The 13,654-nt window shown below is 62.6% G+C and carries 11 protein-coding genes and 1 riboswitch; of the genes, 6 read left to right on the top strand and 5 right to left on the bottom strand.

What is annotated here, in order from left to right:
• Positions 1-183: 183 nt before the first annotated feature.
• From H6B31_RS01530 to H6B31_RS01510, 5 genes are all read left to right on the top strand, one after another.
• Complete coding sequence (locus H6B31_RS01530) at positions 184-1,392, top strand: tRNA(Met) cytidine acetate ligase (protein ID WP_204896887.1); 1,209 nt, start codon at positions 184-186, stop codon at positions 1,390-1,392.
• Positions 1,393-1,461: 69 nt separating this feature from the next.
• Positions 1,462-2,520, top strand: a complete 1,059-nt coding sequence (locus H6B31_RS01525) for a DUF3810 domain-containing protein (protein WP_204896886.1) — start codon at positions 1,462-1,464, stop codon at positions 2,518-2,520.
• 210 nt (positions 2,521-2,730) lie between these two features.
• Complete coding sequence (locus H6B31_RS01520; protein WP_204896885.1) at positions 2,731-4,566, top strand: NAD(P)-binding protein; 1,836 nt, start codon at positions 2,731-2,733, stop codon at positions 4,564-4,566.
• Positions 4,560-6,296: a [FeFe] hydrogenase, group A gene (locus H6B31_RS01515; RefSeq protein WP_204896884.1), complete on the top strand. Its 1,737-nt coding sequence runs from the start codon at positions 4,560-4,562 to the stop codon at positions 6,294-6,296. The genes H6B31_RS01520 and H6B31_RS01515 overlap by 7 nt, the downstream gene beginning before the upstream one ends.
• A gap of 854 nt (positions 6,297-7,150) precedes the next feature.
• Complete coding sequence (locus H6B31_RS01510) at positions 7,151-7,894, top strand: tRNA threonylcarbamoyladenosine dehydratase (protein WP_204896883.1); 744 nt, start codon at positions 7,151-7,153, stop codon at positions 7,892-7,894.
• A gap of 60 nt (positions 7,895-7,954) precedes the next feature.
• On the opposite strand, the gene H6B31_RS01505 is transcribed toward H6B31_RS01510, so the two are convergent.
• Positions 7,955-9,004 carry an alcohol dehydrogenase gene (locus H6B31_RS01505; RefSeq protein ID WP_243418792.1) on the bottom strand — a complete coding sequence of 350 codons (1,050 nt, stop codon included), beginning with the start codon at positions 9,002-9,004 and terminating at the stop codon, positions 7,955-7,957.
• Positions 9,001-9,186, bottom strand: a complete 186-nt coding sequence (locus H6B31_RS01500) for a hypothetical protein (protein ID WP_204896882.1) — start codon at positions 9,184-9,186, stop codon at positions 9,001-9,003. Before H6B31_RS01500 ends, H6B31_RS01505 begins: the two co-directional genes overlap by 4 nt.
• A gap of 65 nt (positions 9,187-9,251) precedes the next feature.
• Between H6B31_RS01500 and H6B31_RS01495 the strand changes: the two genes are divergently transcribed.
• Positions 9,252-10,196 carry a LysR family transcriptional regulator gene (locus H6B31_RS01495; RefSeq protein ID WP_204896881.1) on the top strand — a complete coding sequence of 315 codons (945 nt, stop codon included), beginning with the start codon at positions 9,252-9,254 and terminating at the stop codon, positions 10,194-10,196.
• A gap of 81 nt (positions 10,197-10,277) precedes the next feature.
• On the opposite strand, the gene H6B31_RS01490 is transcribed toward H6B31_RS01495, so the two are convergent.
• The 3 genes from H6B31_RS01490 to metK form a co-directional block, all read right to left on the bottom strand.
• On the bottom strand, positions 10,278-10,970 hold the full coding sequence (locus tag H6B31_RS01490; RefSeq protein ID WP_204896880.1) for a YczE/YyaS/YitT family protein: 693 nt from the start codon (positions 10,968-10,970) through the stop codon (positions 10,278-10,280).
• Positions 10,967-11,425, bottom strand: a complete 459-nt coding sequence (locus tag H6B31_RS01485; protein WP_204896879.1) for a MarR family winged helix-turn-helix transcriptional regulator — start codon at positions 11,423-11,425, stop codon at positions 10,967-10,969. The genes H6B31_RS01490 and H6B31_RS01485 overlap by 4 nt, the downstream gene beginning before the upstream one ends.
• A 270-nt stretch (positions 11,426-11,695) precedes the next feature.
• Positions 11,696-12,877, bottom strand: coding sequence for a methionine adenosyltransferase (gene metK / locus H6B31_RS01480; RefSeq protein WP_204896878.1), 1,182 nt, complete (start codon positions 12,875-12,877; stop codon positions 11,696-11,698).
• A gap of 72 nt (positions 12,878-12,949) precedes the next feature.
• Positions 12,950-13,059, bottom strand: a riboswitch (SAM riboswitch).
• Positions 13,060-13,654: the final 595 nt, after the last annotated feature.

The following is a 13,654-nucleotide window of genomic DNA, read 5'->3' as shown; positions in this document are numbered from 1 at the left end:
GCCGGGCTTGTCTTTGACGTTTGGAGTGTAGTAAACTAAAGAGACAGTCCAACGCCGCGGTTCAATTTATTGTAACGCTTTTCCACCGCCAGGACAACCACTTTCGGGGAAAAAATTTCTTTTTTCCCGGGGAAAAAAGAAACTCTTTTTCCAAATCCGTTTTCGCAGACAGGGAGGCACGCTATGAAAATCGCCGGCATCGTGGCGGAGTATAACCCCTTTCATACGGGACACGCCTATCAAATCGCCTGCACCCGGGCACAGCTGGGGGAGGACTGCGCCATTGTGGCAGTGATGAGCGGCCACTGGGTGCAGGGCGGGCGGCCCGCCATTGCGGACAAGTGGACCCGGACCAGGCTGGCCCTGCTGGGGGGTGCGGACCTGGTGCTGGAACTGCCCACAGTGTGGGCGGTGTCCTCGGCGGAGACGTTTGCCCGGGGGGCGGTGGGGCTGCTGGCCGCCGCCCAGGTGGTGGACGTGCTCTCCTTCGGCAGTGAGTGCGGGGACGCGGACAAGCTCCAGCGCGCCGCCATCTGCCTCAACAGCCCGGAGTACGAGGCCGGCCTGCGCCGCCTTGTGGAGGGGGGGACCCCCTTTGCTGCCGCCCGGCAGGGAGCGGTAGAAGGGCTGCTGGGGCCGGAGCTGGCCGAACTGCTGTCCACCCCCAACAACAACCTGGGGGTGGAATACATTCGGGCCCTGGACAGGCTGAACCGTGACATTCGGCCCATGACCGTCCGCCGGGAGGGCGCCCCCCATGACAGCCTGCTGCGGGGAACGGAGCGTCCCCGGTTCTGCTCCGCAACCCAGCTGCGCGCCTTTCTGAATGGGGAGGACTGGGCGGCCCTGGAGCCCTACCTCCCCCAAAACGGGCCGGCAGTGCTGCTGGCCGGCTGGAGCGGTTTCCCCAGCCTGGAGCGGGCGGAGCGGGGCCTGCTGGCCCGCCTGCGCACCATGACGGCGGAGGACTGGGCCCGCATCCCGGACAGCGGTGCCGGAGAGGGCCTGCCGCCCCGGCTGGAACGGGCGGGAAAGCAGTGCCGCTCTCTGGAGGAGTTTACTGCTCTGGCCAAGCCCAAGCACTGGACCCAGGCCCGCATGCGGCGGCTGCTGGTGTGGGCCTGGCTGGGCCTCACCCGGGAGGACCGGCCCGACCAGCCCCCCTATCTCCGGGTGCTGGGCTTTAACAGCCGGGGGCAGGCCGTTTTGAAGGAGATGAAGGAGCGGGCCCATCTGCCCATCCTCACCAAACCCGCCCACGCCCGCAGCCTGGACGGCCCGGGGCGGCGGCTCTTTGACCTGGAGGCCCGGTGCACCGACCTGTACGACCTGTGCCTGGAGGCCGTCCCCACCCCCGGCCGGGAGTGGACCACCAGCCCGGTCCGCCTCTGACCCACGCTATTTTCTCGGAAAGGAGTCCCTATGCGCCGATTTCCTCCCCAAAAAATTCTTTTGCCCGTCATGCTGATCCTGCCCGCTCTGCTGGTCCTGCTCTTTGAGTGCCTCAAGGGGCAAAAAGCCCTGATGGACGGCTGGGTGTCCGGCTTCATGGCCCCGGTGGAGCAGTTCCTGGGGCGGGTGTGGTCCCTGCTCCCCTGGTTTTCTGTGGCGGAGGTGCTCACCGCCCTGTTTTTAGCGGGAAGCGCCGTCTGGCTCATCCGGGCCGTGGTCCTGCTGGTCCGGGACCGGGCAGGCCGGCCCTTTCTGCGCCGCCTGCTGGCCTTCGGCTCCGCCCTGCTGTGGCTTTGGGCGGCGGTGAGCTGGATGTGGAATGCCGCCTACTATGCCTCCAGCTTTCAGGAGAGGAGCGGACTCAAAGCAGAGCCCTACTCGGTGGAGACCCTGGCCCAGGTGACCGCCCTGTTTGCTCAGAAGGCGGCGGAGTTTTCCACCCAGGTGGAGCGGGACGAGAACGGCCTGTTTGCCGAGTCCCTGGAGGAGGTCTTTGACCGGGGCCCCGCCGTCTATGAGAACCTGGTCCAGGAGTTTCCCTTTCTGGAGCTGGAGCCCTCTGTGCGGGTGAAGCCCCTCTTTTTCTCCCGGCTCCAGAGTATTTTGGGCTTTACCGGGGTGTATTTTCCCTTCACCGGAGAGGCCAACGTGAACATCGACGCCCCGGCCTGCATGATCCCCGCCACTGTGGCCCACGAGATGGCCCATCAGCGGATGGTGGCCTCCGAGCAGGAGGCCAACTTTGTGGGCATCGCCGCTGCCGTCACCAGCGGGGACCCGGTCTTTCAATACTCCGGGTACCTGTTCGGCCTGGTCCAGCTGTGCAACGCCCTGGCTCCCGTGGACCGAGACGCCTGGAACACCATCGTCCAGCAGTATTTTACCCAGGAGATGGCCAACGACTGGAACGCCAACAACGCCTACTGGGCGGAGCTGTCCTCCCCCGTGGAGGAGACGGCGGAGCAGGTGTACGACTCCTTCTTGAAGGGCAACGACCAGGAGCTGGGCATCCGCTCCTACGGGGCATGCGTAGACCTGCTGGTGTCCTATTTCGGAAACAATGTCTGAAAATCTTCTGCGCCGCGCACTGAGTGCGCGGCGCAGATTTTTTATTCCCCTGCCCGGAGGGGAAAATTCCGGGCAGGCCCTTTCGGAAAAAGAGGTTGACGGTGGAATCCTCCGGCGGTATCATAGAAATCAAAGCAGGGGGCGTATTTCGATCTGTTTTTTGTGAGAACTGACAACTACTGCATTACGATAAACGAGGAGGGAAAACCATTGAGCCGTCTATCCATTGAGATCCCCGACCGGGCCCAAACGGTCTTAAACGACCTGTACCGGGACATGGGCCGGCGCATCAGCGCCAGCCAGCCGGGGCTTTGTCCGGTGGACATGTCCCTGAACTTCCTGCGGCTGTGCCACGCCCAGACCTGCGGCAAGTGCGTGCCCTGCCGGATTGGCCTGGGCCAGCTGGCGGTGCTCATCGAGCAGGTGCTGGACCGCACCGCCGCCATGGAGACCATCGACCTCATCGAGCGCACCGCCCAGGTGATCGCCGACTCCGCCGACTGTGCCATCGGCTATGAGGCGGCCCACATGGTGCTCCGGGGGGTGCGGGGCTTCCGGGAGGACTACGAGGAGCACGTGCTCCACGGCCGGTGCATCAGCGGCCTGAGCCACCCGGTGCCCTGCGTCTCCACCTGCCCGGCCCATGTGGACATCCCCGGGTACATCTCCCTCATCCGGCTGGGGCGGTATGAGGACGCGGTGCGCCTCATCCGAAAGGACAACCCCTTCCCCGCCGCCTGCGCCTATGTGTGCGAGCACCCCTGCGAGGGCCAGTGCCGCCGGCGGATGGTGGACGACTCGGTGAACATCTGCGGCTTGAAGCGGTACGCCGTGGACCATGTGGCCGACATGCCCGCCCCGGAGCGGGCGGAGGACACGGGCAAGACGGTGGCCGTCATCGGCGGCGGGCCGGGCGGTCTGACGGCGGCCTACTACCTGTCCCTCATGGGCCACAAGGTCACCGTCTATGAGCAGCGCCCCAAGCTGGGCGGCATGCTCCGCTACGGCATCCCCGACTATCGCCTGCCCCAGGACATCCTGGACCGGGACATTACCCACATCCTGTCCGCCGGCATCTCCGTGCGGACCGGGGTCTCCATCGGCCGGGACCTGCCCATGGAAACCGTTCAGAACAGCTTTGACGCGGTGTACATCGCCATCGGAGCCCACACAGACAAGAAGCTGGGCCTGGAGGGGGAGGACAGTACCAACGTCATCAGCGCTGTGGAGCTCCTCCGAGGGGTGGGCGAAGGAAGCTCCCCCGACTTCACCGGCAAGCGGGTGTGCGTCATCGGCGGCGGCAACGTGTCCATGGACGCCGCCCGCACCGCCCTTCGCCTGGGAGCGGAGCAGGTTATCTGCGTCTACCGCCGCCGGGTGGAGGACATGACCGCCCTGGCAGAAGAGATTGAAGAGGCTATGGCGGAGGGGTGCCAGATTCTGCCCCTCCAGGCCCCCGCCCGCATTGAGGCGGACGAGGAGGGCAAGGTGGCCGCCCTGTGGACCCGGCCCCAGCTCATCGGCCGCTACGGCCGGGACGGGCGGCCCGCCCCCGGGAACGCCCAGGCAAAGGAGTTCCGCATCCCCTGTGACTATGTGATTGTGGCCATCGGCCAGGCCATTGAGGCCAAGCCCTTCGAGGCCATCGGGGTATCCACCAAGCGGGGGGCCATCCAGGCCGACCTCACCAGCGCGGTCCCCGGGGTGGACAACGTGTTCGCTGGGGGCGACGCGGTCTCCGGCCCCGCCACCGTCATCCGGGCTGTGGCCGCCGGCAAGGTGGCCGCCGCCAACATCGACAGCTTCCTGGGCTTCAACCACAAGATCCGCACCGACGTGGAGGTCCCCCCGGCCCATCTGACCAGTATGCCCCCCTGCGGCCGGGTAAACCTGCACAGCCGGACGCTGGAGTGCTACGCCGGGGACTTCTCCCTGGTGAAGGAGGGTATGACCGACGAGGAGGCCCACCAGGAGGCCAGCCGCTGTCTGAGGTGCGACCACTTCGGCTTCGGCAGCTTTAAGGGAGGGAGGAATACAGAATGGTAACCTTGACCATCAACGGACAGGTGCTCCAGGTGGAGAAGGGCACCACCATCCTGGAGGCCGCCGCCCAGGCGGACATCCACATCCCCCACCTGTGCTATCTGAAAGGGCTCAATGAGATTGCCGCCTGCCGGGTGTGCTGCGTGGAGGTGGAGGGGGAGCGGGCCATGGTCACCGCCTGCAACACCCCGGTGCGGGAGGGCATGGTGGTCCACACCAACTCCCCCCGGGCCCGGGCCACCCGCCGCACCAATGTGGAGCTGATTCTGTCCCAGCACGACTGCAAGTGCGCCACCTGCGTGCGCAGCGGCAGCTGCCACCTGCAGAGCGTGGCCAACGATCTGGGCATCCTCACCCTGCCCTACGAGACCCAGCTGCCCCAGGGCCTGCGGAAAGCCTGGACCACCACCTTCCCCCTGTACCACGACTACAACAAGTGCATCAAGTGCATGCGGTGCATTCAGGTGTGCGAGAAGATTCAGACTCTTGGCATTTGGGATCTGGCGGGCACCGGCGGACGGACCACCATCGACGTGTCGGGCAACCGGGTCATCAAGGACTCGGACTGCGCCCTGTGCGGCCAGTGCATCACCCACTGCCCTGTGGGCGGCCTGCGGGAGCGGGACGACACCCAGCGGGCCTTTGACGCCCTGGCCGACCCGGACAAGATCACCGTGGTCCAGGTGGCCCCTGCAGTGCGCACCGCCTGGGGAGAATACTTCGACATGCCCCGGGAGCAGGCCACCATAGAGCGCATGGCCGCCGTCCTTCGCCGTCTGGGCTTTGACTATGTGTTTGACACCAATTTCTCTGCCGACCTGACCATCATGGAGGAGGGCAGCGAGTTCCTCCACCGGCTGAAGGTGGGCGGCCTGGAGCGCTGGCCCATGTTCACCAGCTGCTGCCCTGGCTGGGTGCGGTTTTTGAAGAGCCAGTACCCGGAGCTCACCGGACAGCTGTCCACCGCCAAGTCCCCCCAGCAGATGTTCGGCAGCGTCACCAAGAGCTGGTTTGCCCAGAAGCTGGGGGTGGCTCCGGAGAAGATCTTCTGCGTGTCCATCATGCCATGCGTGGCCAAAAAGGCGGAGTGCGAGCTGCCCACCATGCGTACGGAAACCGGGCCCGACGTGGACCTAGTGCTCACCACCCGGGAGTTTGTGCGGATGATCCGGGCGGACAAGCTCAACCCCATGGAGCTGCCCGAGGAGGAGCTGGACAGCCCCCTGGGCGCCTACACCGGGGCGGGTGCCATCTTTGGGGCCACTGGCGGCGTGATGGAGGCCGCCCTGCGCACCGCCGCCTATCTGGTGAACGGGGAGAACCCGGACCCGGACGCCTTTGCCGCCGTCCGCACTGGCCCCGGCCTGCGGGAGGCGGAGTATGAGCTGGGCGGAAGTAAAATCCGCTGCGCGGTGGTCAGCGGCCTGGGCAACGCCCGGAAGCTGATCCAGGATCTGAAGGCGGGCCGGGCCAAGTACGACTTTGTGGAGGTCATGGCCTGCCCTGGCGGCTGCGTGGGCGGCGGAGGCCAGCCGGTGTCCGTGGAGGACGAGGAGCTCTACGGCGTGCGGGGAGAGCGTCTGTATGACATCGACCGCGCCTGCAAGATGCGCTTCTCCCACGAGAATCCGGAGGTCCAGCTGCTGTACCGGGAGTTTCTGGGCGAGCCCCTCAGCCACCGCTCCGAGGAGCTCCTCCACACCGACCACAGGGCCTGGGATATGCCCAAGTGATTGTCTCCAGATACAAAAAGGAAGCGGACCAAAATATGGTCCGCTTCCTCAGCTTGTCGAAAAACCTCTGTTTAGACGAATCCGCCCGAGTATTGGCGGGGGAGCTCGAGGGGGCGGCAGCCCGCCTCGAGTGGGATCGAATGCCCTGAATGCCTTGCTTGGCAAGGCGTTCAGCGAGCGCAGCGAGGACTTTTCCACCGCGCAGTGGCGGGAAAGTAACGGCATTTTTTCAGGCTGTCGGAAAAGTCCTTGGACTTTTTCGACAGCCTGAGGAAGCGGACCAAAATATGGTCCGCTTCCTTCGTCATTCGAAACACAAAAAGCAAGGCCGGAACTGTTCCCGCAGGAACCTCCGGCCTGTCTTTCTTATCTTGGGATCAGCCCTCGTGGCGGCCCAGACGCAGCTTCTCGGACTGGAAGGCCCACAGCATGCCGCACACCACAGCCAGCATACCCAAAACGGTGATCGCATCCATCATATACGCTCACTCCTTTCTTTCAGACATATCCTACTCCATCTCCCCCAGTCCGTCAATGTACACTCTGACAGTTCTTTTCTCCCCTCTCCCGGGCTGTCTTGTGCAACATTTTCGTGTTTATGCCCATGTGTAAAAATAAAATATTATTTTTGAAAAAATACCTCTTTTCTTCCTTTTTTGTTTTAATCAATTATTTTTCCAATAGCATTCAAAAACAGCATGGAACGGTGCAGTACCCTTTTCCGTGAAAGAGACGAATCCCGCTCCGGCGGGGCAGCCCGCCGCCCCAGCCGATGCCGCCGGCGCCGCTTGACGGCGCGGGACAAGCTGTGCTATTCTGGGACCATCTGAACGCAGCACAAGGAGGATTTCCCTATGTCCGATCCATTCATCCGCACCCGCATGCTCATTGGGGATGAGCCGCTTTCCCGTCTGGCCGCCGCCAAGGTGGCCGTCTTCGGCGTGGGCGGCGTGGGCGGCTTCTGCGTAGAGGCACTGGCCCGGGCCGGAATCGGTACGCTGCACCTGTACGACGACGACACCGTTTCCGAGAGCAACTTAAACCGGCAGCTGGCCGCTCTCCACTCCACCATCGGCCGCCCCAAGGGGGAGGTGCTGAAGGAGCGGGTCCAAGACATCAATCCCGCCTGCCACGTGGAGGCCATTCGGATGTTCTATCTGCCGGAAAATGCGGACACAGTGGATCTCACCCAGTACGACTATGTGGTGGACGCCATCGACACCGTGGCCGCCAAACTGGAGCTGGCCGTCCGGTGCACCGCCCTGAACATCCCCATCATCAGCGCCATGGGCTCCGGCAACAAGCTGGACCCCACCGCCTTTGTGGTCACAGACCTGAGCAAGACCCAGGGCTGTCCCCTGGCCCGGGTGATGCGCAAGGAGCTGCGCAGGCGGGGCATTCAGCACCTGAAGGTGGTCTACTCCACCGAGGAGCCCCGCTCCCCCATCCGCCCCGCCCAGGCGGAGGCCCCGGCGGGGAGCAACACCCGCCCCGGCACCTCCGCCCGGCGGGACACCCCAGGCTCCATCTCCTTTGTCCCCGCCGCCGCCGGGCTGGTGCTGGCCTCCGCGGTGGTACGGGATCTGGGGCAGTTTTGATGCCTGCACACAAAACCGGCGGGACGCGCCTTTTTAAGACGCGCCCCGCCGGGCTTTTTCTTACGGCTGAACGGCAATTTTCAACACACCGTCCCCCTTCTGTTCAAACAGGTCGTAGGCCTCCATCACCCGCTCCAGGGGATAGGTGTGGGTAATCAGGGGCTCGGCGTTCAGCTTCCCCGCCGCGATGAGCTCCAAAATCTCCCCACAGTGGCAGGCGTCCACACCCCCGGTCTTGAAGGTCAGATTCTTGCCGTACATATCCGGCAGGGGGAGCACCTGGGGCTCCTCGTACATGGCCACCACAGTGACTGTGGCATTGGGCCGGGCCAGCTGCCAGGCGGTCTGGAAGGTATCCCTCCCACCGGCCGCCTCCAGCACCACGTCGGCCCCCCGGCCATCGGTCCAGCTCTTCAGCACCTCCGCCGCCCGGGGCCCCGGCTCCACCGCCTCGTCCGCCCAGCCCTGAGCCAGGGCCAGCGCCCGGCGGGCCGGGTCGGGCTCCACCGTCAGGATGTGGGCGGGCCGGTACAGCCGGGCGCACATCATGGTGCACAGGCCCGTGGGGCCGGCCCCCAGCACCAGCACCGTGTCCCCCGGCTGGATCTGACTGATCTGGGCCGCCCAGTAGCCGGTGGACAGGATGTCCCCGGTAAAGAGAGCCTGCCGGTCGGTGACAGAATCCGGAATTTTGGTCAGGCCGTTGTCCGCGTAGGGAACCCGGACATACTCCGCCTGTCCCCCGTCGATGCGGCAGCCCAGGGCCCAGCCCCCGCTGGGGTCGGTGCAGTTGTTCACAAAGCCCCGCTGGCAGAAGAAGCAGCTGCCGCAGAAGGTCTCCACGTTTACCGCCACCCGGTCCCCCGGCTGTACGGAGGCCACCTGTGCCCCCACCGACTCCACTACGCCCACAAACTCATGCCCTACAATGGTCCCCGGCACCGCCCTGGGCACAAATCCACCCTTGATGTGCAGGTCGCTGGAGCAGATGGACGCCAGGGTCACCCGGACGACGGCATCTGTCGGGTCCTGAATTTTGGGGACAGGCCGCTCCTCCAGGGCAAAAACGCCCTTCTCCCGGTAGACCACCGCCCTCATGTTCTCTTTCATCCCACATCCTCCTCCCACAAAGATCCATTCAGCAGCCGGGCCAGGCTCTCCGGCGCGTCCCGGTTGAGCCCATGGCCCGCCTCCCCGCTTTTTCTTAGTGTACCACAGGAGGGAAACTGCGGCAAGCGGTCCGGAATTTTGCCGTGCTTTTCCTCTTTCAGGGAGAAATCTTCATTTTCCATTCCCTTTTTCTCCATTTCATGGTATGATAATGGCTGTAAATTCGTCGATTTGGGGGCGTTCTCCCATGTTTGTCAAAAATCCGGAATACTTTCTCGCCATTGTCAAGGAGCGCAGCATCTCCAAGGCCGCCGACCGGCTCTACCTGTCTCAGCCCTACCTCAGCCAGTACCTGGCCAAGCTGGAGTCCAATCTGGGGGTGACCCTGCTGGACCGCTCCCACACCCCCCTGCGGCTGACGCCGGCGGGCGAGCTGTTCTACGCCTATCTGGAGCGGCAGGACTACCTGGACCGCCAGCTGGAGAGCGATCTGAGGACCCTGCAGTCCCAAAAGCCCCAGCAGCTCCACATCGGGGTGTCCACCTGGAGGGGGTCCATTCTTCTGCCGGACATCCTGCCCCGGTTCGTCCAGTTCTATCCGGAGGTGCAGGTGGTCCTCCATGAGGCCCCGGTGCCCCAGCTGGGGAATCTGGCCGCCAGCAGCGTCACCGACTTCTGCCTCATGCACATTCCCAGCGACCTCACCGACCTGAGCTATGAGCTGGTGATGCATGAGCGCATCCTGCTCATCGCCCATCGGGACCACCCTCTGGTCCGGGGGCTGGAGAGCTCCTGCGACGACCCGCTCCCCTTCGGCGATCTGCGCCGTCTGGAGAAGGAGCGGCTGATGATGCTCCCCGAGGACTGGCGGCTGTCCAAGCTGCTCTACAACATGTTCAGTGTCCAGAGCGTAGAGCCGGTGAACATCCTCACCACCACCAACAACACCACTGCCATCAACCTGGTGGCCGAGAATATGGGCTTCACCTTCCTTCAGGAGAGCGGCATCCGCCGCACTCCCTATATGGACCGCCTCTCCTTCTTTACCGTGGGGGAGCCCCCACTCACCAGCCCCATGGCCTTGGTGTACAAGAAAAATGGCTTCCTCTCCCCCGCCGCCCGTACCTTTATGAACCTCATCAAGGACTACTACCGGCAGTTCGACCGGGGCTCCGCCCTGACGGACCGCTGACCGTCTCTCTGCCCACAAAAATGCCCAGGAACAGAGTAATCTCTGTTCCTGGGCATTTTGACTTACATAAATGTCAGTCCGTCACATCTGAGGCGACTCCGCCCCAATCTTCGGCTTTTGCGCGGTAAACCAGTCTTCCAGCCTCCCCATAGGGCGGCGGATCTGGCGAGTCAGCGTCCCCACCAGGAGAGCCGCGGCCAGGGTACCCTCTCGGACGCCGGAGATCTCTCCGGTAAACGTCAGTGAGAGGGCACAGGCACTGACTACCAGGGTCACATCGAAAATCACCTTCATGGCGGAAAACTGGACCGGCGCAACCTTACACACGGCCAGGACCACACCCTCTCCCGCCAGGACAGCTGCATCGGCGATTACCTCACAGCTGACCCCCACAGCCACCAGGCAGATACCTGCCAGGCACACCAGCCACTGCTGCCAGTAAGCGGTACATTGAATCCAGTCCACTGCCCACAGCGCAAAATCCGTCAGATACCCAAACAACAGGGCCACAGGCAGCTGAATCAGCTGCATGGGGTCGTACTGCCGCCGCAGTATCAAAATCTGCAGCAGAATAAAGCCCACGTGCATGATAATGGTGCAGGTCCCTACGGTCAGGGGCAGAAAGCCGCTCATGGCGTATGGAAGGCTGGAAATAGGCGACGTACCCAGCGCCCCCTTGATAGAACAGGCCACTCCCAGGGACATAATCCAAAGTCCCACACATAAGACCAGATACCGCTTTCCCCACTCTTCTATGGTTCGTTTTGTTGTCATTGGATTTCGTTCTTCTCCTCTCCGCTGTTATGCTGCATGCGATGTGCCTCCATACTCCTCCACAACCGGTCCAGAAGTCCTTTCAGCTGTTCCAGTTCTTCTGCAGAAAGGCCGGAAGCCGCAGCCGTCTCTGTCTCCCTGAAAATCTCTGCCACTGCCGCTGCCGCCTGCTCCCCCTGCTCTGTCAGCGACACGAACAGGGAGCGGCGGTTTCCCTCGTGCTGCTGCCGGACGATCAGGCCGGAGCGCTCCATCCGCAGCAGAATGCTGCCCACCGTGGCCGGCTCAATCTCACAGTAGGAGGCAATGGTCTTTTGGTCCGATTCCCCATGCTGAGAGAGAAACTCTAAAACCTTAGGCTGTCCCGCCGTCAGCCCTGCCTTTCCCGCGCAGTTTAAAATTTGCCGGTTCAGAATGGTATGGGTCTTCATCAACAGATAGTGCAGCGATTCCATAGAGTCACCTCTGAAACAATATGTATTCTTACTGTATCAGACATTATTATAAGAAAGCTTATTATTTTTCGTCAAGATCTATTGTGCCTCAAATTCACATCTCTCATGGCAAAAGATTGAGTAAATTTTATTATATGACCTGATATGAGCCCATAAAAAATCCAGCCCAGCGAAACCTCGCTGGGCTGGATTTTATGGATTCAAATTGATACCTGCCGCGCTAAAAAACGCGGGACGCCGGCATACCTAAACCGGCACACATTCGCTTGCTTATCTCTGGGCCAGAAGCGCATCCACCCGGTCGGTCTTCTCCCAGGGCAGGTCCAGGTCGTCCCGGCCGAAGTGTCCATAGGCGGCCAGCTGGCGGTAGATGGGACGGCGCAAGTCCAGGTCCCGGATGATGGCGGCGGGGCGCAGGTCAAAGACGGCGGTGACCATATCAGACAGCTCCTCATCGCTCAGCTTCCCAGTGCCGAAGGTGTCCACCCGCACGGAGACCGGCTGGGCCACGCCGATGGCGTAGGCCAGCTGCACCTGACAGCGGGTGGCCAGGCCGGCGGCCACCACGTTCTTGGCCACCCACCGGGCGGCATAGGCCGCAGAGCGGTCCACCTTGGTGGGGTCCTTGCCGGAGAAGGCGCCGCCGCCGTGAGGGGCGCTGCCGCCGTAGGTGTCCACGATGATCTTCCGCCCGGTGAGGCCGGAGTCCCCCTGAGGACCGCCCACCACGAAACGGCCTGTGGGGTTCACGTAGATCTTGGTGTCGTTGTCCATGAGGCTGGCCGGAATAGTGGGACGGATCACCAGGTCAATCATGTCCTGGCGGATCTGAGACAGCTCCACCTCGGGCCCATGCTGGGTGGACACCACCACCGCGTCAATGCGCAGAGGTTTGTCATTCTCGTCATACTCTACGGTGACCTGGGTCTTGCCGTCGGGACGCAGATAGTTCACCAGCCCCTCCTTGCGCACCTGGGTCAGACGGCGGGCCAGCTTGTGGGCCAGGGAGATGGGCAGAGGCATATACTCCTCCGTCTCATCGCAGGCGTAGCCGAACATCATGCCCTGGTCTCCGGCTCCGTTGTCCAGGCCGTCGTCCTGCTCCCCCTCCTTGGCCTCCAGGCACTTGTCCACGCCCATGGCGATGTCGGGGGACTGCTCGTCAATAGAGGTGAGCACCGCACAGGTGTCGCAGTCAAAGCCAAACTTGGCCCGGTCATAACCGATGTCCCGAACCACATCCCGGGCGATCTTGGGGATGTCCACATAGCAGCTGGTGGTGATCTCCCCCATCACGTGGACCAGGCCGGTAGTCACTGTGGTCTCACAGGCCACCCGCGCAGCCGGGTCCTGAGCCAGGATCGCGTCCAGCACCGCGTCGGAGATCTGGTCGCAGATTTTATCGGGATGCCCCTCGGTGACGGATTCCGATGTAAACAGTCTTTTTGCCATAGTACAATTCCTTTCTCTGGTGTTGAGGCGAAAAAAACGCCCCGCCGCGGCGGAGCGTTTGGATTCTTCGCACCCTCATCTTTCGATCCACTGCCGCCGGATTTAGCACCTTGCAGAGTTTTCCTTCCTCCGCAGGTTGCCGGGCTTCATCGGGCCGTTCCCTCCGCCGCTCTTGATAAGGTAATTCAATTTTACAAGGGAATATTATATCAGGTTTTCCCAGTCTGTCAACTAGGTTTTGAAAAATATTCTCTTTCCCGCAATTATAACCAAGAAAAACCGCATGAAATCAGGCAAAAAGAAATCCCCGCCAAACGGCGGGGATTTCCGCAAAGAGTAAGAATTACTCCTCGATGTCGATAACAACGCTTTTCCCTCGGTGCGGCCAGTCCCACGAAAGCTCTGCTTTCGCGGGTACACCTCTTAATCTAAATGCTCAGGGCGGCAAAGCCGCCCTTCCGCCAAGGTTTTGTCCTTCGGACAAAACGCTTGTACGCGCCTTACGGCGCCGCCCCATCGTCGTCGCAAAGTCCGCTGAGCTCCGTTTCCGCCTAACGGCGAAAACTGCGCCCGCTCCCTTGCTCCTCCTCTCCCAAAGCGGCCCGCTGCGCTGGGCCCGCTTTGGGTCCCCTTCGTGGGGCCCCGAGGGCGGCTGCACAATACCTTGGCAAAAAGAAATCCCCGCCATTTGGCGGGGATTTCTCAGTCTGTCAAAAAACAAGCACAAAGCCCCCATATCTGGTAAAATAGAAACAGATATGGGGGCGAAAAAATGGA

It is taken from the genome of Pseudoflavonifractor capillosus (assembly GCF_016899775.1).
Classification (GTDB): domain Bacteria; phylum Bacillota; class Clostridia; order Oscillospirales; family Oscillospiraceae; genus Lawsonibacter.
The sequence above is the reverse complement of the archived record's forward strand: the minus strand, read 5'-3'. Positions and strand labels throughout refer to the sequence as shown.

Excerpts from the sequence above, each read along its gene's own strand:
- H6B31_RS01530 (WP_204896887.1), top strand. The coding sequence starts at position 184 with ATGAAAATCGCCGGCATCGTGGCGGAGTATAACCCCTTTCATACGGGA.
- H6B31_RS01525 (WP_204896886.1), top strand. The coding sequence starts at position 1,462 with ATGCTGATCCTGCCCGCTCTGCTGGTCCTGCTCTTTGAGTGCCTCAAG.
- H6B31_RS01515 (WP_204896884.1), top strand. The coding sequence starts at position 4,560 with ATGGTAACCTTGACCATCAACGGACAGGTGCTCCAGGTGGAGAAGGGC.
- H6B31_RS01510 (WP_204896883.1), top strand. The coding sequence starts at position 7,151 with ATGTCCGATCCATTCATCCGCACCCGCATGCTCATTGGGGATGAGCCG.
- H6B31_RS01505 (WP_243418792.1), bottom strand. The coding sequence starts at position 9,004 with ATGAAAGAGAACATGAGGGCGGTGGTCTACCGGGAGAAGGGCGTTTTT.
- H6B31_RS01500 (WP_204896882.1), bottom strand. The coding sequence starts at position 9,186 with ATGGAAAATGAAGATTTCTCCCTGAAAGAGGAAAAGCACGGCAAAATT.
- H6B31_RS01495 (WP_204896881.1), top strand. The coding sequence starts at position 9,252 with ATGTTTGTCAAAAATCCGGAATACTTTCTCGCCATTGTCAAGGAGCGC.
- H6B31_RS01490 (WP_204896880.1), bottom strand. The coding sequence starts at position 10,970 with ATGACAACAAAACGAACCATAGAAGAGTGGGGAAAGCGGTATCTGGTC.
- H6B31_RS01485 (WP_204896879.1), bottom strand. The coding sequence starts at position 11,425 with ATGGAATCGCTGCACTATCTGTTGATGAAGACCCATACCATTCTGAAC.
- metK (WP_204896878.1), bottom strand. The coding sequence starts at position 12,877 with ATGGCAAAAAGACTGTTTACATCGGAATCCGTCACCGAGGGGCATCCC.